Annotated in this window: 19 protein-coding genes, 1 rRNA gene and 1 riboswitch; of the genes, 10 read left to right on the top strand and 10 right to left on the bottom strand. The window is 71.1% G+C overall.

Annotated features, from left to right (window positions below):
* The first annotated feature begins 25 nt into the window (after positions 1 to 25).
* The 3 genes from AC0B61_RS00100 (at position 26) to AC0B61_RS00090 (ending at position 3757) form a co-directional block, all read left to right on the top strand.
* Positions 26 to 931 (top strand): sugar ABC transporter permease, encoded by a 906-nt coding sequence (locus AC0B61_RS00100; protein WP_471738293.1) that lies wholly within the window; start codon positions 26 to 28, stop codon positions 929 to 931.
* 65 nt (positions 932 to 996) lie between these two features.
* A complete protein-coding gene (locus AC0B61_RS00095) occupies positions 997 to 2712 on the top strand; it encodes a glycoside hydrolase family 13 protein (RefSeq protein WP_471738292.1) in 1716 nt (571 codons plus the stop codon).
* A 25-nt stretch (positions 2713 to 2737) separates the two neighbouring features.
* Positions 2738 to 3757, top strand: a complete 1020-nt coding sequence (locus AC0B61_RS00090; RefSeq protein ID WP_471738291.1) for a LacI family DNA-binding transcriptional regulator — start codon at positions 2738 to 2740, stop codon at positions 3755 to 3757.
* 373 nt (positions 3758 to 4130) lie between these two features.
* Here AC0B61_RS00090 and AC0B61_RS00085 read toward each other — a convergent pair whose 3' ends face one another.
* A complete protein-coding gene (locus AC0B61_RS00085) occupies positions 4131 to 5495 on the bottom strand; it encodes a transglycosylase family protein (protein ID WP_471738290.1) in 1365 nt (454 codons plus the stop codon).
* Positions 5482 to 5651, bottom strand: a riboswitch (cyclic di-AMP (ydaO/yuaA leader). Its footprint overlaps the gene before it by 14 nt.
* Positions 5652 to 6094: 443 nt before the next feature.
* Positions 6095 to 7054, bottom strand: coding sequence for a sirohydrochlorin chelatase family protein (locus AC0B61_RS00080; protein ID WP_471738289.1), 960 nt, complete (start codon positions 7052 to 7054; stop codon positions 6095 to 6097).
* Positions 7055 to 7622: 568 nt separating this feature from the next.
* Here AC0B61_RS00080 and AC0B61_RS00075 point away from each other — a divergent pair.
* A complete protein-coding gene (locus AC0B61_RS00075; RefSeq protein WP_471738288.1) occupies positions 7623 to 7886 on the top strand; it encodes a DUF397 domain-containing protein in 264 nt (87 codons plus the stop codon).
* A 347-nt stretch (positions 7887 to 8233) separates the two neighbouring features.
* On the opposite strand, the gene AC0B61_RS00070 is transcribed toward AC0B61_RS00075, so the two are convergent.
* On the bottom strand, positions 8234 to 8818 hold the full coding sequence (locus AC0B61_RS00070) for an ATP-binding protein (protein ID WP_471738287.1): 585 nt from the start codon (positions 8816 to 8818) through the stop codon (positions 8234 to 8236).
* Positions 8819 to 9235: 417 nt separating this feature from the next.
* On the opposite strand from AC0B61_RS00070, the gene AC0B61_RS00065 reads away from it, so the two are divergent.
* Positions 9236 to 10102 (top strand): helix-turn-helix domain-containing protein, encoded by an 867-nt coding sequence (locus AC0B61_RS00065; protein ID WP_471738286.1) that lies wholly within the window; start codon positions 9236 to 9238, stop codon positions 10100 to 10102.
* A gap of 153 nt (positions 10103 to 10255) precedes the next feature.
* Here the strand turns inward: AC0B61_RS00065 and AC0B61_RS00060 are convergent, their stop codons facing one another.
* Entirely contained in the window at positions 10256 to 10861 is a 606-nt protein-coding gene (locus AC0B61_RS00060; protein WP_471738285.1) for a TetR/AcrR family transcriptional regulator, read from the bottom strand.
* A 229-nt stretch (positions 10862 to 11090) separates the two neighbouring features.
* Positions 11091 to 12605, bottom strand: a complete 1515-nt coding sequence (locus tag AC0B61_RS00055) for an MFS transporter (RefSeq protein WP_471738284.1) — start codon at positions 12603 to 12605, stop codon at positions 11091 to 11093.
* A gap of 87 nt (positions 12606 to 12692) precedes the next feature.
* Between AC0B61_RS00055 and AC0B61_RS00050 the strand changes: the two genes are divergently transcribed.
* Positions 12693 to 13112: a MarR family winged helix-turn-helix transcriptional regulator gene (locus AC0B61_RS00050; RefSeq protein WP_471738283.1), complete on the top strand. Its 420-nt coding sequence runs from the start codon at positions 12693 to 12695 to the stop codon at positions 13110 to 13112.
* 109 nt (positions 13113 to 13221) lie between these two features.
* On the opposite strand, the gene AC0B61_RS00045 is transcribed toward AC0B61_RS00050, so the two are convergent.
* The 5 genes from AC0B61_RS00045 to AC0B61_RS00025 all read right to left on the bottom strand — a co-directional run bounded on the left by AC0B61_RS00045 (position 13222) and on the right by AC0B61_RS00025 (position 17849).
* Positions 13222 to 14169, bottom strand: coding sequence for a M56 family metallopeptidase (locus tag AC0B61_RS00045; protein ID WP_471738282.1), 948 nt, complete (start codon positions 14167 to 14169; stop codon positions 13222 to 13224).
* A gap of 231 nt (positions 14170 to 14400) precedes the next feature.
* Positions 14401 to 14955: a DUF5134 domain-containing protein gene (locus AC0B61_RS00040; protein WP_471738281.1), complete on the bottom strand. Its 555-nt coding sequence runs from the start codon at positions 14953 to 14955 to the stop codon at positions 14401 to 14403.
* A gap of 247 nt (positions 14956 to 15202) precedes the next feature.
* Entirely contained in the window at positions 15203 to 15958 is a 756-nt protein-coding gene (locus AC0B61_RS00035) for an amino acid ABC transporter ATP-binding protein (protein ID WP_471738280.1), read from the bottom strand.
* Complete coding sequence (locus tag AC0B61_RS00030) at positions 15955 to 16965, bottom strand: amino acid ABC transporter permease (protein ID WP_471738279.1); 1011 nt, start codon at positions 16963 to 16965, stop codon at positions 15955 to 15957. The genes AC0B61_RS00035 and AC0B61_RS00030 overlap by 4 nt, the downstream gene beginning before the upstream one ends.
* Positions 16962 to 17849 (bottom strand): ABC transporter substrate-binding protein, encoded by an 888-nt coding sequence (locus AC0B61_RS00025; RefSeq protein WP_471738278.1) that lies wholly within the window; start codon positions 17847 to 17849, stop codon positions 16962 to 16964. The genes AC0B61_RS00030 and AC0B61_RS00025 overlap by 4 nt, the downstream gene beginning before the upstream one ends.
* A gap of 490 nt (positions 17850 to 18339) precedes the next feature.
* On the opposite strand from AC0B61_RS00025, the gene AC0B61_RS00020 reads away from it, so the two are divergent.
* The 4 genes from AC0B61_RS00020 to AC0B61_RS00005 form a co-directional block, all read left to right on the top strand.
* Positions 18340 to 19740: a DUF6421 family protein gene (locus AC0B61_RS00020; protein ID WP_471738277.1), complete on the top strand. Its 1401-nt coding sequence runs from the start codon at positions 18340 to 18342 to the stop codon at positions 19738 to 19740.
* Complete coding sequence (locus tag AC0B61_RS00015; protein ID WP_471738276.1) at positions 19737 to 20495, top strand: SDR family NAD(P)-dependent oxidoreductase; 759 nt, start codon at positions 19737 to 19739, stop codon at positions 20493 to 20495. Before AC0B61_RS00020 ends, AC0B61_RS00015 begins: the two co-directional genes overlap by 4 nt.
* Positions 20492 to 21568 (top strand): threonine aldolase family protein, encoded by a 1077-nt coding sequence (locus tag AC0B61_RS00010; protein ID WP_471738812.1) that lies wholly within the window; start codon positions 20492 to 20494, stop codon positions 21566 to 21568. Before AC0B61_RS00015 ends, AC0B61_RS00010 begins: the two co-directional genes overlap by 4 nt.
* A gap of 426 nt (positions 21569 to 21994) precedes the next feature.
* A 16S ribosomal RNA gene (locus tag AC0B61_RS00005) occupies positions 21995 to 22086 on the top strand; the annotation flags it as partial.

Raw genomic sequence — 22086 nt, 5'->3', positions numbered from 1 at the left:
TGACCCACGAAGGCAGGTAACCCCGATGAGCACCACCACCGAACGCCCGGCCCCCGCGGCGCCCGTGGCCCCGACCGTCCGGCCGGCCAGGGCCCGCCGACGCGGCGAGAGCAGCCCGCTGGCCCGCGCGCTGTCCCACGGCACCCTGATCGTGGCCAGCCTGATCGCGCTGTTCCCGGTCGGGTGGATCCTCTTCGTCTCGCTCGGCCCGGACAAGACCGACTACCTCCACCCCGGGCACATCCTCGACAAGCTCACGCTGTCGAACTACCAGCACGTGCTGTCCGACACCGACTTCTTCACCTGGTTCGGCAACGCCCTGCTGGTCTCCGGCGTCACCACCGTCTTCGGCGTGCTGGTCGCCGCCACCACCGGCTACGCCGTCTCCCGGATGAAGTTCCCCGGGCACAAGCCACTGATGTGGTCGCTGCTGGTCACCCAGATGTTCCCGATCGCGGTGCTGATCGTGCCGATGTACACGATGCTCTCCCAACTCGGCCTGCTGGACAGCTACACCGGCCTGATCCTGGTCTACTCGACCACCACCGTGCCGTACTGCGCCTGGCTGCTGAAGGGCTACTTCGACACCATCCCGGTCGAGATCGACGAGGCCGGCCGGGTCGACGGGCTCAGCCCGTTCGGCACCTTCTGGCGGCTGGTGCTGCCGCTCGCCCGTCCGGGCCTGGCGGTCGCCGCCTTCTACTCGTTCCTCACCTACTGGGCCGAGGTGCCGTTCGCCTCGACGTTCATGCTCAGCTCCGACAAGTACACGCTGGCCGTGGGCCTGCAGACCTTCGTGAGCGAGCACGACGCGCAGTGGAACCTGATGGCCGCCACCGCCGTGCTGATCGCGATCCCGTCCGCGGCCTTCTTCTACCTGGTGCAGCGCCACCTGGTCACCGGCCTGACCGCCGGCGCCTCCAAGTCGTGACGCCTGACGCGGACCGCCACGCGCGCAACGCTCCCCGCTCCTCCGATCCCCGAGGGATACCGTCCATGACCCAGAACCTGGCCGACACCTCCCGGCCTGCCGCCGAAACCGCTCACGAGGCGGCCACCCTGGCTCCGGTGACTGGCAGCGAGTCCAGAGGCTGGTGGCGGGACGCGGTCATCTACCAGGTGTACCCGCGCAGTTTCGCCGACTCCAACGGCGACGGCATGGGCGACCTGCCCGGCATCCGCAGCCGCTTGCCCTACCTGCGCGATCTCGGCGTGGACGCCGTCTGGCTCTCACCGTTCTACGCCTCGCCGCAGGCGGACGCCGGCTACGACGTCGCCGACTACCGGGCGGTGGACCCGATGTTCGGCACCCTGCTGGACGCCGACGCCCTCATCCGCGACGCCCACGAGCTGGGCCTGCGGATCATCGTCGACCTCGTCCCCAACCACTCCTCGGACCAGCACGAGTGGTTCCAGCGGGCCCTGCGCGAAGGCCCCGGCTCCCCGCTGCGCGACCGCTACCACTTCCGCCCCGGCAAGGGGGAGAAGGGCGAACTGGCGCCCAACGACTGGGAGTCCATCTTCGGCGGCCCCGCCTGGACCCGCACCGAGAACCCGGACGGCACCCCCGGCGACTGGTACCTCCACCTGTTCGCCCCCGAGCAGCCCGACTTCAACTGGGAGAACCAGGCCGTCGCCGACGAGTTCCGCTCCATCCTGCGGTTCTGGCTCGACATGGGCGTGGACGGCTTCCGCATCGACGTCGCCCACGGCCTGGTCAAGGCTCCCGGCCTGCCCGACCTCGGCGGCGCCGACCAGCTCAAGCTGCTCGGCAACGACGTCATGCCGTTCTTCGACCAGGACGGCGTGCACGAGATCTACCGCAGCTGGCGCAAGATCCTCGACGAGTACCCGGGCCAGCGGATCGGCGTCGCCGAAGCCTGGACCCCGACCGTCCAGCGCACCGCCAACTACGTCCGCCCCGACGAACTGCACCAGGCCTTCAACTTCCAGTACCTGGGCACCGATTGGGACGCCACCGCACTGCGCGAGGTGATCGACCTCTCGCTCGACTCGATGCGCCCGGTCGACGCCCCCACCACCTGGGTGCTGTCCAACCACGACGTCACCCGGCACGCCACCCGATTCGCCAACCCGCCCGGCCTCGGCACCCAGATCCGCACCCCCGGCGACCGCGCACTCGGCCTGCGCCGCGCCCGCGCCGCGAGCCTGCTGATGCTCGCCCTGCCCGGCTCCGCCTACGTCTACCAGGGCGAGGAACTCGGCCTGCCCGACGTCACCGACCTGCCCGACGAGGTGCGCCAGGACCCGTCGTTCTTCCGCCAGGCCGGACAGGACGGCTACCGCGACGGCTGCCGCGTGCCGATCCCGTGGTCCGGCACCGAAGCCCCGTACGGCTTCGGACCGGCGGCCGGCGGTCCGTCCTGGCTGCCGCAGCCGGCCGAGTGGGCCGAACTCAGCGTCGAGGCACAGACCGGCGACCCGAACTCCACCCTGGAGCTGTACCGCAGCGCGCTGGCCGTCCGCCGGGCCCAGCCCGACCTCGGCGCCGGAACGGAGGTCGAGTGGCTGGACGGACCGGAAGGCACCCTGACCTTCCGCCGCGGCACCTTCGTCTGCACCGTGAACACCACCGCCGAACCGGTGCGGATCGCGGCCCCCGGAACGCTGCTGCTCGCCTCGACCGACCTCGTGGTGGACGGCGGCGAGACGGTGCTCGCTCCGGACAGCACCGGCTGGTGGGCGGTCTGACGTGGTTGCAATAGGCTCTGGGACCGTGACTACGGCGCGACTCTCAGACATCGCGGCGCAGGCGGGGGTCAGCGAAGCCACCGTCTCCCGCGTACTCAACGGCAAGGCGAACGTCTCCGCCGCCACCCGGCAGACCGTGCTGGCGGCGCTCGACGTGCTCGGGTACGAGAGGCCGACCCGGCTGCGCCAGCGCAGCGCCGGGCTGATCGGCCTGATCACACCGGAGTTGAGCAACCCGATCTTCCCCGCGCTGGCCCAGGTGATCGAGCAGACGCTCAGCCGGCACGGCTACACCCCGGTGCTCTGCACCCAGACCCCGGGCGGATCCACCGAGGACGAACTGGTGGAGATGCTCGTGGACCGGGGCGTGGCGGGCATCGTCTTCGTCTCCGGACTGCACGCCGACACCACCGCCGACCACGACCGCTACGCCCGGCTCGCCGGGCGCGGGGTGCCGTTCGTCCTGATCAACGGCTTCAGCGAGAAGATCGACGCGCCGTTCATCTCGCCGGACGACCGAGCCGCGATGTGGATGGCCGTCCAGCACCTGGCCGAACTCGGCCACGAGCGGATCGGGTTGGCCGTCGGGCAGCGCCGGTACGTGCCGGTGCTGCGCAAGATCGAGGGCTTCACGGCGGCGATGCGCGAGGTGTTCGGGCGTAGCCAGGAGGAGGCCGAGGACCTCGTCCACCACACGCTGTTCAGCGTGGAGGGCGGGCACGCGGCCGCGGGCGCGCTGCTCGACAAGGGCTGCACGGCGATCGTCTGCGGGAGCGACATGATGGCGCTCGGGGCGATCCGGGCGGTGCGGCAGCGCGGGCTGTCGGTGCCGCACGACGTGTCGGTGGTCGGGTTCGACGACTCGCCGCTGATCGCCTTCACCGAGCCGCCGTTGACCACGATCCGGCAGCCGGTCGAGGCGATGGCCACGGCGGCGGTGGACGCGCTGCTGGAGGAGGTCGGCGGGAACGCGGCCCAGCGCGGCGAGTTCATGTTCCAGCCGGAGCTGGTGATGCGGGGGTCCACCGGAGCCGGCGCGCGCTGAGCGGCGGGTCGGTGGGAGTGCTGCCGGGCTGGTCGGACGACGGCCGGACGACGGCTGGACGACGGCTGGACGACGGCCGGACGACGGCTGGAGACCAACGGAAGGGTCCTGGAGGGCAGTTGCCCGCCAGGACCCTTCGACGTTCGCCGCGTCAGCCCTCCTGCGCGGGGGATACGCCGGAACCCCCGGGGAGGAGTGGTCGCACTCTCCCCGGGGGTGGCGGGCGGTCATCGGTCGGGCGGTGGCCGACAGCGGACGGATGACAGATGTTGAAATCTGTTATCTGTTACCTGTCATCTGGTAGCTGACCGCTGTCAGCTGTTCGCCGCCGTCCGTCCGCCGAACACTGTCGGCCGTCGGCCGTGCGGTGTTCTCAGACTCGGCCGGCGAAGTCCGGCGCCCAGTTGGCGACGGTCTGCTCGCGGACGCCCGAGCTCGGGTTGGCGGCCTCGACGTACTTGCCGCCGCCGACGTAGATGGCGACGTGGTAGACGCCGGAGTCCTGGCCGTTGTTGGACCAGAACAGCAGGTCGCCCGGCTGCAGGCTGTCCAGCGAGACGTGGGTGCTGGCGGCGGCCTGGTCGGCGGCGACGCGCGGGACGGAGATGCCCGCGGCGCGCAGCGCGGCCTGGGTCAGACCGGAGCAGTCCCAACCGCCGTTGCCGGTGCCGCCGTACACGTAGGCCTGGCCGACCTTCGACTCGGCGAAGGACACCGCGGCGGCCATGCTGCCGGTGGCGGCCGGGGCCGGGGTCTGGGTCTGCGCCGGGGCGGCCGGCTTGGGGGCGGCCGGCTTCGCAGCCTGGGTCTGCGCGGTCGGCTGGGCGTTCACGGCACCGCCGTTCGCGGACTGGCCGGACTTCTGCGAGCGGTTGAACCAGGTGAAGTCCGAACCGGCCTTGGCCGAGGAGGACTGGTCGGCGGAGGAGGACTGGTCAGCCGAGGCGGACGGCTGGGCCTGGCCGCGGTCGCCGAAGGACAGGTGCTGGCCCGGGTAGATGGTGTCCGGGCCCTCGGTCAGGGTGCCGCGGTTGAGCTCGTAGAGCCGCTGCCAGCCGCCCTGGACGTTGTTCTTGTCGGCGATGGCGGACAGCCAGTCGCCCGCCGCGACGGTGTAGTCGCCACTCTGGGCCTGCTGCTGGCGCTTCTGGGCCCAGTCGCTGGTGGCGGAGCCGGTGGCGGCCTGCGCGCCGTCCTGGGCGGGCGCGGCGGGCTTGGCCGGCTTCGCAGCCTGGGTCTGGGTCTGGGTCTGCGCCGGGGCCGGCTTGGCAGCCTGGGCGGCGGGCTTGGCGGCGGTCGAACCGGAGGCGGTGCCGGCCGAGGTGTCGACGGCGGCCGGAGCGCCGCCCTTGGTCAGGCCGGCCTGGATCGAGCAGACGGGCCAGGCGCCGGGGCCCTGCGAGGCGAGGACCTTCTCGGCGACGGCGATCTGCTGGTCCTTGGTGGCCTGGTTGGCCTGCGAGGCGTAGGCGGTGCCACCGAACGCGGCCCAGGTGCTGGAGGTGAACTGGAGGCCGCCGTAGAAGCCGTTGCCGGTGTTGATGCTCCAGTTGCCGCCGCTCTCGCACTGGGCGACCTTGTCCCAGGTGGCGACGGAGGCGGCGGAGGCGGTGCCGGAGACGAGGCACGGGATGGTGAGACCGATGCCCGCGACGCCGATGGCGGCGATCACGCGGCGGGTGCGGCCGGACAGACGGGTGCCGTTGGTGGGCAGCATGAAGACGCGGTCCTCTCCCACGCCTGCGAGGTGAGCTGTCGGATTCGGGCTGGAGTTGCCCGGCCGCGCTTGAGCGCGGCTTCACCCCTAGCCCTGAACCGTTCCGAAGAGCGGTCCGGGGCGACTTACCTGTGGTTCCCCCGCTCCTGCCGTGGTGCGTTTTCGCGCTGCCAGAACATCCGACGGCAGGACTCGGCGTCGCGGATGAACTGGGTCCGTGGAATCACGAACGGGGAGCACGTTAAGCAGACTTAAGTTCAAACTGCAAACACCTGTGACGCTCATCACGGTTTAGAGAGAAGTGCCAAAATGGCTGGCCATCATGATCGTAAATGATCGTTTTTCGGCAATCGCATTGCGGATGTGCACAACTGTCTTTGCCTCAGGAAAAGTGTGACGGAGCGTCGAGGCGCGGAGCCGCGTACTGCTCAAGTCAGGGGGAAGGCGTGATGCGAGCGCCGGAGAGTGCGCCGGTCAATTACCTGCAAATAGCGCCAGATCGGACATTTCTCTCCATGGTCGGCTTAACTCCGGTACGGCGCAGGAGGAGGAGCAAAGCGAAAGGGCCCGGAACGGAAGCCGTTCCGGGCCCTTCGTGCGCGTCGACGGACGCGCGGCGTCTACTGTCCGACAGACCTCTGGGCGGCCGCGTGGGCGCCGCGAGCGCCCTCCATGGCTCCCTCGGCCTCGGCGGCGGCCGCAGCCTCCGCCTCGGCCCGCGCCAGGTCCTCCGGGGACGGCGTGGGCAGCGCGGCCAGGTAGGTGGAGGCGATCAGCTGGCCGACGGTCGGGTAGGCGCCCAGCGGCGCGGCCGACGGGCAGCCGGTCTCCTCGGCGGCCGTGGCCAGCAGCTCGGAGTCGGCCTCCGGCCCGATCACCAGCGGGGCCAGCGCCGGGCGCTGCGAGCCCGTCTCCTTGAGGTGGTTGACGGCCGCGGCCACCGAGCCGGGCACGTCGAGTGCGGCGGCCACGACCGGGACGGCCAGTCGGGCGGCCAGCAGCACGCCGGTGATGCCGGCCGCGGCGGCCGCGTCCTCACCTCCGACGGTGGTCAGGACCACGCCGTCCGCGGCGGTCGCGATGGCGAACAGCCGGGCCCGGTCGGCACGGGCCAGCCCGGCCTCGGAGAGCCGTACGTGGACGGCCTCGGCGAGCAGCGGGTGCGGGCCGAGCGCGTCGGTGACGGGCGCGCCGTACTCGGCGGCGAGCGCGTGGAGTTCGGGCAGGAAGTGGTGCGGACCGGGCACCAGCGGCACCAGGACGGGCATCGGCAGCCCGGCCTCGGCGGTGGCCGCCAGGAGCTCGGCGACGGTGCGGTCGTCGCCGCCCCCGTCCTCGGCGAACGCGCGGGGGAGGTAGCCGACCGTCGCCTGGACGCCGTTCTGCTCGCTGCGGACGACTGAAAGCAGCTCCTCGACGACCGACCGGGACTCGGGCCCGGCGGTCGCGGGCACGGCGAGCACCAGGGCGGGGGCGCTGGCCGGGATCTCGGGGCGCTCGGGACGACGGTGGCGCCCCCGCGCACGGGAGCCTGGAGTGCGGACGGGCAGTGGCGCGCCCGGGATGGCTGCGGTGCTCATGCCGGAGATCGTAGGACATCGGCCCGTCAGGCCTGCAGTCGGCTGCCGCACAGGTTTCGGACGATCGCGGCACGGACCTGGTACGGACCCGGTGCGTTTCGGTCCCGGTTCGGGTGGTTTGCCTACAATCCGGACATACTTCGCCCAACCCCCGTGTGAGTGTGGGCCATTGCCTTGACGTGCCCAGCGGGGCGCGGCGTTGCGGCTGTGGTGCGTGAGATGTCTCACAGTATGGAGGTCGCCTGACGCAGGGTCACGGCGGTGCGACTCCCGGCATTCGAAGATCAACATTCAGCGGGGGGCTGCTCACGGCCGGTTATCGCGCGCTCGACGATTCACTCGGCTATGTCCGTTTACGTACCGTCAGAAGAAGGGCCCGTGAAGAGTTCGCGGCTGCGGGTAAAAGGCCTCGTGCACCTGCACTGTCCCGTGCTGATGCACGTGCACTACAGCTATCATCGCGTCAAGTGGGGCGTTGTGCCGGACCGGTACGGGGCCGGTCCGTTCGTTCGGCGGTGCCGGGGGCGCCGCGCTGGACCACAACTCCGGAGCTCTTCGGGAGATCTCTATGCACGACTCGCAGGACACGCACGGCTCGTTCGACACCTACAACGGGATGGCCGCCGCCGATCTCCAGGGGGTGGTCTGGCAGAAGAGCCGGCACAGCAACTCCCAGGGCAACTGCGTCGAGTTCGCGGCCCTGCCGGGCGGCGATGTGGCGATGCGCAACTCGCGGTTCCCGGACGGCCCGGCGCTCATATACACCCGGGCCGAGATCGCGGCCCTGCTGTTGGGGGCCAAGGGCGGGGAGTTCGACCACCTGGCGGTCTGACCGGCCGCCGTGCTTCACCATCGGGGGGCCGTCGTGGGTGCCGACACCGCGACGGCCTTTGTCTTTTGTCTTTTATGCGACCTTTTGTGCCGTTGTTTCCGGAGGTCCTCAGCACGCCCGGCGCCCGTGGCGCCCTGGCGCCGTTGACATCCATGACGTTCATGACGTTCACGACATCCGTGATGTTCCCGGCAGGGCGCTGCCGATGGCGCCTGGCGGAGCGACCCGGGGTGTGGTGTCTCCCGGGGTTCCCCTCGACCGGCCGCCACCCACCGCGCGGTCTGCGTCACGCTGACCGCTGACCGCTGACCGCTGACCGCCGACCGCCGACCGCCGACCGTCCGGCGCTAGGCCGAGCGCCGGTGCCGTCCGCCGACCTCGACCGGTCCGCCGAGCGCGTCGAGCGCCGATCGCCCGCCGGCCTCGGGGTGTCCGTCGAGCGGCGAACCGCCGATCTGCTCCGCCGCGAACATCGCCCACACCACCTTGCCGCTGCCCAGTGGGTGCCAGCCCCAGGAGCGGCTGAAGGACTCCACCAGGTGTAGTCCGCGGCCGGATTCGGCGACGAAGTCCGCCTCCCGGGCCACCGGCCCGATACTGCTCGGGTCGCTCACCGCGCAGACCACCTGGGGCGCGCGGTGCACAAGGCTTATTCGGATCGGCAGTCGGCCCTCGGGGGCCGGCTGCATGGGAAGGTCGTACTCGCCCTGGGCGCAGCCCGCCGGATCGGGCCGTGCGCCGATCGCATGCCGGAGCGCGTTGGTCACGAGTTCGGAGGCCACCAGCGCGACATCGTCGAACAGCTCCGTCAGTCCCCAGCGCTGGAGCGTGGTCCGGGCGAAGTCGCGCGCGGTTCTGACGGCTTCGTAGCGAGGAGCGAGCGTACAGGTGAGCACATGGGGGTCAACCGCCAAAGCCGTACCGGTGCTCATGAAGAGCTCCTCCCATAAGGGGGCGGACACGGCTGGACCCGCCGGGGTCATGCCGGTCACCTCCGACTCGCTCGGCCGCTCGGCCGCCCCCTCGACCAGGCGCGCGCGCACACGAACGCCCGATGGCGCGGGGGACGCCGTCGAGCCGGTGCACGGAGTCGCGCGTGGGGTCGACGCGGAGCCCGCGGGATTGCCAGGGATGTGCAGGTGCACGTGCACCATGGTGGTGTGCGCTCACTGCAGATGCAAGAGTCGATTCACGTGCAGTCGCACTATTGGCATATGCAAGGCCGGATGCACGTGCATCCTGGTGCGTGGAGTGTGGAACTGATAGGAACATCCGTCAGTATCGGCACCGTGAGCGCTCAACTGATGGCAGACTGTGCGCTGTTTGCCCTAGGTGGAGGTTTCGACCGCATGACCACAGTTCAGCCGGGCGGCGGCTCGATGGTCCGCCGGATCCTCCTCGGCTCTCAGCTGCGTCGCCTACGTGAGGCGCGTGGCATCACCCGCGAGGACGCGGGCTACGCGATCCGGGCCTCCGAGTCGAAGATCAGCCGCATGGAACTCGGCCGCGTCAGCTTCAAGGAGCGCGACGTCGCCGACCTGCTCAGCCTGTACGGCGTCGACGACGGCATCGAGCGTGAAGCCCTGCTCGGCCTGGTCCGCGAGGCCAACAAGTCCGGTTGGTGGCACAGCTTCAACGACGTGCTGCCGGGCTGGTTCCAGACCTACGTCGGCCTCGAGGAGGCCGCCCAGCTGATCCGCACGTACGAGGTGCAGTTCATCCCGGGGCTGCTGCAGTCCGAGGAGTACGCACGGGCGGTTTTCGGCCAGAGTCGGCCGGTCATCAGCGAGGAGGAGGTCGAGCGGCGGGTCAGCCTCCGGCTGCGCCGCCAGAAGCTGCTGGCCGAGGGCGGCAGCCCGCGCCTGTGGGCGGTCATCGACGAGGCGGCGCTGCGCCGGCCGGTCGGCGGCCCCAAGGTGATGCGCGGTCAGGTGCAGTACCTGATCGACGTGGCCGAGCAGGCCAACGTGGTGATCCAGGTCATGCCGTTCCGGTTCGGCGCGCACGCGGGCGAGTCCGGGGCGTTCACGATCCTGCGCTTCCCGGAGCAGGACCTCGCGGACGTGGTGTACCTGGAGCAGCTCACCAGCGCGCTCTATCTGGACAAGCGGGACGACGTCGACGCCTACATCCAGGTCATGGAGCGGCTCTGCGTGGACAGCCTCACGCCGGAGCGCACCGTGGACCTGCTGGCCTCGATCCTCAAGGAACGCTGAGCCGCTGCCGCCCGGGGCCCGTGGAGTGCGTCTCTCGGGGCCCGTCGGGTGCGTCTCTCGTGACAGGCGGGTTGCGCCACTAGCAGTCCGCCGCAGCCGAGTTGCCACAGCCAGGCTGCCACTCGCACGCCACCACTGGCCGGCCGCCCGCCGTCAACCGCGGGCCGGCGGCCTTTCGCGTTCCGGCGGGTTCGGCTGCGGCGGGCTGCCGAGGTGCCAGGCCAGGTCGTAGCGGCGGAAGAGGTCGGCGCGGATCGGCGCCAGCGGGATCTCGGCGCCCGGCAGCAGTACGCCGATGCAGCCGCCCATCAGCGCGCTGCGCAGCACCGCGTGCTCGGCGACCGGGTCGGGTGCGCCCCACTCGCGCAGCAGGCCCTGGAGGATGGCGCCGAGTTGCTGCTGCTCCGGGTCCTGGACGAAGGAGCCGGCGTCCGGGTCGAGGATCAGCGCGAGGTGTGAGCGCATCACCCGGGGGTGGTCCAGGGCCAGTCCGAGGACGGCGTCGATGGCGCGGGCGAGCCGGGCCGCGGGGGTGGTGCCGGGGGCGAGTTCCGCCAGCGCACCGGCCAGTGCCTGGTGCATCAACCGGTGCGTCGCGGACTGCATCAGCAGTCGTTTGCCGTCGAAGTAGTACGAGAGCAGGCCGCGGGCGAGGCCGGCCTGCTCGGCGATGTCGCTCAGTGTGGTGCCCGCGTAACCGTGCTGGTCAACCAGTTCGATGGTGGCCCGCATGATGCGTCGGCGGGAGCGTTGCCGCATCTCCTCATTGACCGAATCCCCGCGAGGTGCCATCGTGACTGCTCCGAATGTTCGTTGACTCCGAGCCAATATACTTGCGGAGCCGACAGCCGCACCGTGGAACCGTGCCACGACGGGCGCCGCCCGGGCGGACCGGTACGAAGACGGCCGGCTCCACCAACACGGGGGTTTGGTGGAGCCGGCGCCATTGCCCGGAGGCCGGGGGTCGGCCCCGGGCGGGGCCCAAGGGTCAGCGTTCGATGAGGACTTCGGTTCGGGTCGTCATCGAGCCGGCTGACTGGTAATCATAATCGGGCACCGATGCGGGGACTGCGTTCCGGCGCCGGTCCACCAGGGCCCCCGCCGCCGCGACCACCAGGCCGACCAGCGCGACCGCCGCGACGAACACCAACGCGGGCCGGTATCCGTCCAGCTGTGCCTGCGGGCTGTCGCCGCCCGCACTGCCGGCCGTGATCATCGCGGTCGCCCCGGCCAGCACCACCGCGGTGCCGACCTGGATCGCGGTGTTCACCAGGCCCGAGGCCAGGCCCTGTTCCTCGTCGGCGACGCCGTCGGTGGCGGCGATGTTCACCGACGGGAAGGCGAGCGCGAAGCCGACGCCGAGCAGCAGCATCGAGGGCAGCACCAGGGCCACGTAGGAGCTGTGCTCGTCCAGCCGCAGGAAGAGGGCGAAGGCGCCGACCAGGGCGGCGAGGCCGAGTGGCAGCAGCCGCCCGGTGCCGAAGCGGTCGACGATCGGGCCCATGAACGGCGCCGAGAGGGCGATGAACGCACCGGCCGGCAGCAGTCCGAGGGCCATCTGCAGGGCCGACCAGCCGAGCAGGTGCTGCAGGTAGAGCGTGACCACGAACTGGAAGCCGCCGTACGCGCCGGTCATCGCGAAGGCGACGAGGTTGGCCCGGGCGACCGAGCCGTTGCGGAAGATGCCGAGTCGGACCAGCGGGTGGGCGGTGCGGCTCTCGATCACGAGGAAGGCGGCGGCCAGTGCGGCGACCACGGCCAGCGAGCCGAGGGTGCGCAGGCTCAGCCAGCCGGCGCCCTGTGCCTCGGTGACGGTGTACACCAGCAGCAGCACGGTCGCGGTGCCGGTGATCGCGCCCAGGATGTCGTAGCCGCCCTTGGCGGGATCCTCCGCCCGGCGGGGGAGCAGGCGGATCGCGAAGGTCAGGGCGAGCAGCGCGACCGGGACGGGCATCAGGAAGGTCCAGCGCCAGCCGACCGAGGTGAGCAGGCCGCTCAGCACCAGGCCGAGCGAGAAGCCGCTGGCGCCGCAGGTGGTGTAGATGGACAGTGCCCGGTTGCGGGCCGGGCCCTCGGCGAAGGTCGTGGTGATGATCGAAAGGCCGGCCGGGGCGGTGAAGGCGGCGCTGACGCCCTTGAGGAAGCGGGCCGCGATCAGCAGTCCGCCGTCGTCGACGAGGCCGCCGAGCAGCGAGGCGGCCGCGAAGACGGCCAGGGCGACGAGGAAGACCCGGCGGCGGCCGAGCAGGTCGGCGGCGCGGCCGCCGAGCAGCAGCAGGCCGCCGTAGCCGAGGACGTAGCCGGAGACCACCCACTGCAGGGTGGAGGTGGACAGGTGCAGCTCGGAGCCTATGGACGGGAGGGCGACGCCCACCATGGAGACGTCCAGGGCGTCCAGGAACATGGCGGCGCAGAGCACGATCAGGGTGCCCCAGAGGCGGGGTGTCCAGTGCAGCCCGCTGGTTGACGAGGCGTCGGGTGACGTGACGGTCGCGGTGGTCATGGAGAGGACAGTACATGCATGTGCATCCAATGCAAATGAATTAGATGCGAACGCAATAATTTACAGTGCATGTGCTAGCATGGCCGCGTGGCTGAACTCGAACCCTCGGTGGAGGCCGGTCTCGTCGCGCAATGGCGCGAGCTGCTGGCCCGGCACGCCGCGGCCGCCTGCCTGCTCGACCGCGAACTGGGCGACAAGTTCGGGCTGGGAATGAGCGAGTTCGAGGTGCTGGAGCGCCTCGTCGAGGGGTGCGCGGCCGTCGGTGAACACGCGGTGCGGGTGAGCGAACTGGCCCCCACCGTCCACCTCAGCCAGAGCGCGCTCTCCCGGCTGATCGCCCGCCTGGAGAAGGCCGGGCTGGTCACCCGGGCGATGTGCGAGAGTGACCGGCGGGGCATCGTCCTCACCCTGACCGAGGCGGGCCACGAGCGCTACGAGCAGGCCAGGCCACTCCACCGCGAGGTGCTGGAGCTGACCCTCGGCGGCGAGCTCGGCCCGGCCTGCTGAGCGCCGTCGTCGAATTGACCGACTCGGGTCGGGCTGGCTGGGGCTGTCGGGCTGGCTGGGGGGGGGGCTGACTGGGCGTCAAGTCCCCGTCGACCCCTGGGCGTTCGGCTCAGATGAGCGAGCGCAGCCCCGGGGCGACAGCCAGCAGGACGACCGCGGTGGGCGCGGCGAGGGCCGCGGCGGTGAGGCGCAGCCGGTGCGGGACGGTGAGCCGAGGACGGCCCGCGAGCAGCCGGTCCACCCGCTTCGGGGACTGCGCCAGGCCGGGCGGGCAGGAGCCGAACACCCCGCGGTCCAGGTTGAGTTCGGCCAGGGCGAGGGCGGTGGTGTGCCGACCGTGCCGGCGGGCGGCCCGGTCGTCCGCCGCCAGCTCGACCAGTTCGGCCACCTGGTCCCGGAAGGCGCTGAACACGCCCACACCGGGGAAGCCCGAGGCGAGCGCCTGCGCGAACTGCTGCAACCAGTGGTGCCGGGCCCGGACGTGGCCGCGCTCATGGCTCAGGACGGCCGCCAGCTCCCGATCGGTCAGTTGCTGGAGGGCGCCGGTGGTGACCACCAGGCGGGAGTCGGGGCCGGGCAGCGACCACGCCTCGGGCCGGACGTTCTCCAATACCACCAGCCGCTCCCGGCGGCTCCGGGCGCTCTCGATGGACTCCGGCAACTCCGGCGCGCGGCTCGTCAGTTGGGCGTGACGCCGGTGGCGCAGCGCCTTCGCCGTCCAGACCTCGCGGGTGAGCGCCAGCACCGTCTGCACCCCGCCCGCCGCCAACACCGCGGCGCACAGCCGGCCCCAGCCCTCGGCGTCCTGCAGCTCGTACGCCGCCTCCACCCCGTGCGGCGCGCCCGAGAAGACCAGCGCGCGCAGCTCCGGCAGGGCGGCGGAGCCGGCCAGTACCAGCCCCAGTGCGCAGCACAGCAGCACTGCGACCACGAGGCACTGCCACACCAGCAGCGCCAGCACCGGTTCGCGCTCCACCCAGCGGGCCCGGGCCAGCAGCCGGGGCGCGAGGGTCGAGAGCAGCAGTCCGAGCAGCAGCAGGCCGATCAGGGCAGGCATCGCATGGGCTCCCCGAGTACGCACGGAACGCGACAGCGCGCTCCCCGCCAACCTATGCGCTGGCGACGCCCGGTGGAACGGCTTTCGACCGGCCAGTGACCAACGCCACGCGCCCGCCGGGGTGTTGCGGGGCGTTGCCGGGGTGCGAGCGGGGGAGTGAGCGGGGACCTGAGGAGGCTTGCGGGGCCCTTTCGGGGCTTTGGCGCGCGGCTGGAAGCGCGGCTGGGCGCGTCACATGGTGAGAAGCATGGCGAACATGCCGATGCCCATGGTGAGTCGGCAGGCCTGCGGCAGCCCGGCGGTGCCGACCGCGAGGGTGCCGGCTGGAGTGTGCAGCAGGCGGCTGCCGGCCCGGAGGGTGTACGCGCCGAAGTAGAGGAGGAGCGAGCCGGTCAGCAGCGGCAGACCCTGACCGGTGGCGTGGTGGTGCGGGTGGCCGGGGGCCGCCGCCATCGCGAGGGCCGCGTACGTCATGGCGACCGCGCCGACCGCGTGGTGCAGCCGGTGGGCCCGGCCGGCGGGGGCGTGGACGGCGGCCAGCAGGAATGCGGCGGCGGGAAGGCCGAACAGCGCGGCCCAGACGGCGGCCGGGACGGTCGCGCCGGTGACGGCCATCGCCGCCATGCCGAGCCCCATCAGGGCCTCGGCGGCGTCGGACTCCCGGGCGAGCGGACGGTTCGGGCCGACGGGGGCGCAGGAGGACCGGCGCAGTCTGCCCAGACAGGCGGCGCCGACGGCGGCGGTGAGGACGGCGAGGAGCCAGTTGACCAGGGTGGGTCCGTGCAACGGCGGCCTCCCGGGGCGGTGGGCGACGGAGGACGGCGAACAACGAACAGCGGTCAGCGGACAGAAGACAGATGATGAAATCTGTCAGCTGTCCTCTGTCATCTGTTCGCCGCCCCGGCCGCGGTGACAGTCGTCCGGTCCACGATCACCGCAGTCCACCGGGTGGGGCCAGGCGCGTACGGGGGCGTACGGTTGCGCCCGCCGTGGTGAAGTCCTGGCCGCACGCCGGTCGGCCGTCGCCGCCGGCTCAGCCCTGGAGCCGCCCCGAGGCGACCACCCGGCTGAGGAACTGCCGGGTCCGGTCCTCCCGCGGATCACCGAACACCTGCTCCGGCGGCCCCTGTTCGAGCACCACCCCGTCGTCCAGGAAGCAGACCTGGTCGGCGACCTCACGGGCGAAGCCCATCTCGTGGGTGGAGATGACCATCGTCATGCCCTGCTCCTTGAGGTCCCGCACCACCGAGAGCACCTCCCCGACGAGCACCGGGTCGAGCGCCGCGGTGATCTCGTCCAGGAGCAGCAGCCGCGGCCCGGTGGCCAGCGCCCGCACGATGGCGACGCGCTGCTGCTGGCCGCCGGAGAGCCGGTCCGGGTACTCCTTCGCCTTGGCCGCGAGCCCGAGCCGGTCGAGCAGTTCCAGCGCCCGCGCTTCAGCCTCGGCCCGCGCGACCCCGTGGACCCGGCGCGGCGCGAGCGTGATGTTCTCCAGCACCGTCATGTGCGGGAACAGGTTGTAGGACTGGAACACCACCCCGATCCGTCGCCGCACGGCGTCCTCGTCCGCGCGGGGATCGGTGATCTCCTCGCCGTCCAGGATGATCGCGCCGTCGTCGATGCCCTCCAGCAGGTTGACGCACCGCATCAGCGTGGACTTCCCGGAGCCGGACGCCCCGATCAGCGCCGTCACCGAGTGCTCGGGCACGGCGAGATCCACGTTCCGCAGCACCACCTGGGTGCCGAAGGTCTTGCGTACCGACTCCAGCCGGAGCACCTCCGCCGTCACACCGCACCTCCCTGGAACTGCCGACGGTTCATCCGCGTGGTCAGCCAGTCGGCGAACCGGGTCAGCGGGATGGTCAGCACGATGAACACCAGACCCGCCAGCAGGTACGGCGTGAAGTTGAAGGACCGGGCCGCGATGATCTTCGCCGCGTACACCGCGTCGATCGCGCCGCCGATCGAGACCAGTCCGGTGTCCTTCTGCAGGCTCACCAGGTTGTTCAGCAGCGGCGGCACCACCCGCCGGACGGCCTGCGGCAGCACCACGTACCGCATCGCCTGCGCGTTGGTCAGTCCCAGCGAGCGCGCCGCGGCCCGCTGGCTCGGGTGCACCGACTCGATGCCGGAGCGGAACACCTCCGACACGTACGCCGAGTACGTCAGCACCAGCGCGGCCCCGCCCAGCAGCAGCGGGTCGGTGGTCACCCCGGTCAGCCGCAGCGCCGGCACGCCGGTGATCATCACCAGCAGGCAGATGATCATCGGGAGCCCGAGGAAGAAGTCCACGTACGCGGTGGCCAGCAGCCGCACCGGCAGGAACACCGGCCCGCGCAGTGTCCGCAGCACCGCGAGAAGCAGGCCGAACGCCAGGATGAGCACCCCGCAGCCGAGCATCAGCTGCAGGTTGAGCCGAAGCCCCTTCAGCACCTCGGGAAGCGCCTGGCGGGCGTACGCGAGGTTGAAGAACGTGTGCCGAGTCACCTGCCAGCCGGGGGAGTTGACGACCAGCAGGTAGAGCACGGCGGCCGTCGCCAGGGTGGACGCGGTCGCGATCAGCGCCGAGCGGCGGGCCCGGGCGCGCCGGTACGCCTCGTGCGCGAGCCGCCGCTCGGAAGGGCGGTAGCCGTCGTCCTCGGGGGCCGACTTGACGAGCCGCGCCGCCCCGGCCGTCGCCGCGTCGGCTGTCGTGGCACCGCCGGTTGTGGCGCCGCCGGTCACCTCCGCGCCGGCCGTCCCACTGATCTCACTGCTCACGCCGGGGCCCGGGTCGGCGCTCAGTTCAGCGTTCACTTCAGCACCGGTGCCGACACCGCGTCGGAGAGCCACTGCTTCTCCAGCTTCGCCAGCGTGCCGTCCGCCCGGAGCGCGTCCACGGCCTGCGACACGCAGCCGGTCAGCCTGGAGCCCTTGTCCAGCACCAGACCGAACTGCTCGCCCTGCGCGGTGGCCTCGAACTGGCCGACCACCTGGGCCTCGGGCACTTCGGCGCCGGTGATGTAGAAGGCCGTCGGCAGGTCCACCACCAGGGCCTCGATCTGGCCGTTCTTCAGCGCGGCCTTGGCCAGGTCGTTGGAGTCGAAGACGGCCGGCTGGCTGCTCGGCTTGATGGTGTTGGTGATGGTGTCCAGGCTGGTGGTGCCGACCTGCGCGCCGAGTTTGGCGCCCTTGAGGTCGGCGATGCTCTTGGCGCCCGCGGCCTTGGAGTTCTTCAGTGCGATGACGGCCTGGCGCACGTCGTAGTAGCCGGAGGAGAAGTCCACGGCCTGCTTGCGCTCGTCGCTGATCGACACCTGGTTGAGGTCGAAGTCGAAGTCCTTGGCGCCGGGTGCGGTCGCCTTGCCGAACGGCGCGACCACCCAGGTGACCTTGTCCTTCGGGTAGCCCAGCTTCTCCGCCACCGCGAAGGCCACGGCGGACTCGAATCCCTTGCCGTTCTCGGGCTTGTCCTCGGAGAACCACGGGTCGTACGCCGGCTTGTCGGTGCCGATGGTCAGCGTCCCGGCCGTGCGCGTCGCCAGCGCGCCCGGCGCGCAGCCCGCCGCCGTACCGCCCGCACCCGGGGCGCCGGAGGCCGCGTCGGACGTGGCGCCCTGCGGCGCGCACGCGCTGAGGGCGGCCGCGGCGGCGACCAGCGCGGCGAGGGACAGTACGGCGGACGGTTTGCGGAGGATCATGCGGGGCTCCAGGGAGGAGGAAGGACCAGGGCAGGGACGGGAAGTGCGGGAGGGCGCGGCAGCGAGCCGGGCGGGCCGGGCCCTGGCGGCTCACTTCCCCCCGGTGGCGGCGCCGGAACACACACGGCATGGTCGGCGTACGGGCCCGGATCAGCAGCAGCGGCGACGACGGCGACAGCGGCAGCAGAGCCCGCGCGCGCGACAGCGGGAGTCGGCATGCCGACGGGAGGGCGCCCGGAACGGGCTGTCGTGGCGTACGGCCACCGTGATCACCGCCGGGAGCATGCGGGGAGGTTCGCATCACAACAGCGCATCTGTCCAGAACATCCAGATCACTGTCCACATGCCGGACAACCGGTCTCCCGGCGCAGGTTTTCGGGCCGGAGCGGCGACTCACCGCAGCTTTGCCCGTCTGGACCCCCTTGAACGGGAGAACCTTTCGTACTTATGGTGTCCCCGTTGAAATAACTCCTGTCGAAGTGAGTCCACGATGCAGAATCTTTCGCCAAGGCTCGCTGCGGCGGCCGACGCACCGGTCTCGCCCCTCGCCGGCCACCCGGCCTGGCTGCGGCTGAAGGAAGCCGTCGAGGCGCTGCGCCCGCTGCAGTCCAAGGACGGCTCGATCGACCTGGCCGCCGTCCAGCGGCACACCGTCGACCCGCTGGTCGCCACCGTCCGCGCCGCCGTGGAGGAGCTCGCTCCGCACTTCCCGCATGACGCCGCCTACCTGGCCGCCGTCGACGCCGACCTCGCCAAGTGGGCCGACACCGGCTACCGCGAGCCCGACTTCCTGGACTCGCTGCTCGCCTTTCAGCCCGCCGAGCAGCGCGAGGACGGCCTGGAGCACCTGGTCGTCTTCCCGATGTACACCCAGAACGGCAACCCGGACCGCAACCTGGAAGCCGTCCTGCTGAGCGTCGTGTGGCCCGACTGGCTGGCCGAGCTGGAGCGCACCCGCTTCGACAACCCGATGTTCGTGCCGATCACCTTCACGGACTTCACCGCCGGCTACGACACCAACTCCGCGGTCCTCTTCCCCGAGACGGTCTCCGTGCGCAAGGCGCCGGAACGTTTCACCTGGGGCGGCATCTTCTGCGACCGCGAGGCCGCCCGCTTCCGCGCCGTCTCCACCAGCGCCGTCCGGCAGCTCGGCCTGCAGATCCCGGCCGACGCCGAGGGCCTGCTGCAGGACCAGCAGCGCGCGCAGGAGACCTTCGTCCTGTGGGACCTGGTCCACGACCGCACCCACAGCCACGGCGACCTGCCGTTCGACCCCTTCATGATCAAGCAGCGCAGCCCGTTCTGGATGTACGGCCTGGAGGAGCTGCGCTGCGACCTCACCACCTTCAAGGAGGCGGTGAAGCTGGAGACCGAGGGCAACCCGCACGCCCGCGACGTCCAGTACGCGATCCTCTTCGACCGCCTGTTCCGCTTCCCGGTCACCGGTGACCGCGTGCGCAACTACGACGGCCTCGGCGGTCAGCTGCTCTTCGCCTACCTGCACAAGCACGACGCGCTGCGCTGGCGCGACAACCGCCTCACCATCGACTGGGAGCGCGCCCCGCAGGTCACCAACGCACTCTGCGGCGAGATCGAGACCCTGTACCGCGACGGCATCGACCGGCCCAAGCCGGCCCACTGGATCGCCGCCTACCAGCTGGTCTCCCGCTACCTCACCCCGCACCCGGCGTCCACCTGGGCCAAGGGCCCCGACGCCCTGCCGCTCGACACCACCGAGGGCAAGGCCCTCAACAAGGCCCTGTGCGACGCCGTGCTCCCGGACGAGTTCCCGCTGAGCATGTTCTACGAGGCCCTGTCCAAGAAGCTCGGCGGCGTCATCGCCGCCACCGCCGGCATCACCGGCGTCGGTACCCAGGGAGCTGCCGCGTGACCACCCCCACCAACGCCCCGCTCGCCGGCAAGGTCGTCGCCGTCGCCGGAGCCAGCGGCCCGGCCGGCCGCGCGGTGCTGCGGCGCCTCGCCGCCGACGGCGCCACCGTGATCGGCGCCGACATCGACCCCCAGCGCCTGGAGTCCGCGCTGGACGCCACCCGGGTGGCGGTACGCGGAGCCAAGGTCAGCGGCCAGGTCATCGACCTGCTCGACCCGCAGGAGGTCCACGACTGGGCCGACCACCTGGAGTCCGAGCACGGCCACGTCGACGGCCTGTTCCACCTCGTCGGCGGCTGGCGCGGCAGCAAGACCTTCTTCGACAGCCGGCTGGACGACTGGGACTTCCTGCACGACACCGTCGTGCGCACCCTCCAGCACACGTCGCTGGCCTTCCAGCCCGCGCTGGTCCGCAGCCCCGCAGGCCGCTACGCGATGATCTCCGCCGCGGCCGCGCACAAGCCGACCGCCGGCGGCGCCGCCTACGCGGCCGCCAAGGCCGCCACCGAAGCCTGGACCCTCGCGATGGCCGACTCCTTCAAGAAGGAGACCACCGCCCCCGACGGCGAGCCCACCGCGGCGGCTGCGATCCTGGTGATCAAGGCGCTGGTCAGCCCCGAAATGCGGGCCGAGAAGCCGGAGGCGAAGTTCGCCGGCTTCACCGACACCGCCGACCTCGCCGACCACCTGGCGGGCCTCTGGGACCGCCCCGCAGCAGAACTGAACGGACAGCACCTGTGGCTGACAGCCCAATGACCGACCTCACCCGTACGGACGCGGTACGGCGGCACGACCCCGCCGTCCGCGGCTTCGCCAGCGACAACTACGCCGGCGTGCACCCGGAGGTCCTCGCCGCGATAGCCCTCGCCAACGGCGGCCACCAGGTCGCCTACGGCGAGGACGACTACACGGCCCACCTCCAGGACGTCTTCCGCCGCCACTTCGGCGACAAGGCGGAGGCCTACCCCGTCTTCAACGGCACCGGCGCCAACGTGGTCGCCCTCCAGTCGCTGCTCCCGCGCTGGGGCGCCGTGGTCTGCGCCGAAACCGCCCACATCCACGTGGACGAGGGCGGCGCCCCGGAGAAGATGGGCGGCATCAAGCTGCTCACCATCCCGACCCCGGACGGCAAGCTCACCCCCGAACTGCTCGACCAGCAGGCCTGGGGCTACGGGGACGAGCACCGCGCGCAGCCGCTCGCGGTCTCCATCACCCAGAGCACCGAGCTCGGCACCCTCTACACCGCCGAGGAGATCCGCGCGATCACCGAGCACGCCCACCAGCTGGGCATGCTCGTCCACGTGGACGGCTCCCGCCTGGCCAACGCCGCCGCCTCCCTCGGCGAGCCGCTGCGCGCCTTCACCACGGACGTGGGCGTCGACGTGCTGTCCTTCGGCGGGACGAAGAACGGCCTGCTGTTCGGCGAGGTCGTGGTGGTGCTCAACCCGGAGCGGGTGCGCAACATCAAGTACCTGCGCAAGACCTCGATGCAGCTGGCCTCGAAGATGCGCTTCGTGTCGGTCCAGTTCGAGGCGCTGCTTTCCGGCGACCTCTACCTGCGCAACGCCGGCCACGCCAACGCCATGGCCGGCCGCCTGGAAGCCGCGGTCCGGAAGATCGACGGCGTCGAGGTGGTCCGGCCTGCCCAGGCGAACGCCGTCTTCGCGATCCTCCCGCGTGAGGTGAGCGAGCGACTGCAGAAGCGTTACCGCTTCTACTTCTGGAACGAGCACACCGGTGAAGTGCGCTGGATGTGTGCCTTCGACACCACGGAGGCCGACATCGACGCCTTCGCGGCCGCCATCGCCGAGGAGATGGGCCGCGCCTGACGGTGCTCGAACAGCCAATCGCCCCTGCCCGGAAGCCCGGGCAGGGGCGATTTGCATGTGGCGGGCCCGTCCCCGTACAGTTCCGGAGTCGCCGCGGGAGACCGGGGCGGCAAAGCGGAAAGCAAATCCGATGAATGAAACTCCGGAAAACGGAGCGGAAAACATCTGATAAGCTGGGAACACGAAAGAACGAAGCCCGGAGGTTCCGCTGGAAGGCGGTCCGAAGGAAGCGTCCGTTCCTTGAGAACTCAACAGCGTGCCAAAAGTCAACGCCAGATATGTTGACATCCCCGGCCTCGATCGTCTGATCGGGGTTGGAGATTCCTTTTGAAGTAAAACACTAGCGAGGACGCAGTGCGCGGGGCCGCCTTATTCCGGGGGTTGCCGTGCCGCTCGACGCGGGTGTCTCCGGATTACCGGATAACATTCACGGAGAGTTTGATCCTGGCTCAGGACGAACGCTGGCGGCGTGCTTAACACATGCAAGTCGAACGATGAAGCCTTCGGGTGGATTAGTG

Source organism: Kitasatospora sp. NPDC023385 (assembly GCF_055664045.1).
The sequence above is the reverse complement of the archived record's forward strand: the minus strand, read 5'-3'. Positions and strand labels throughout refer to the sequence as shown.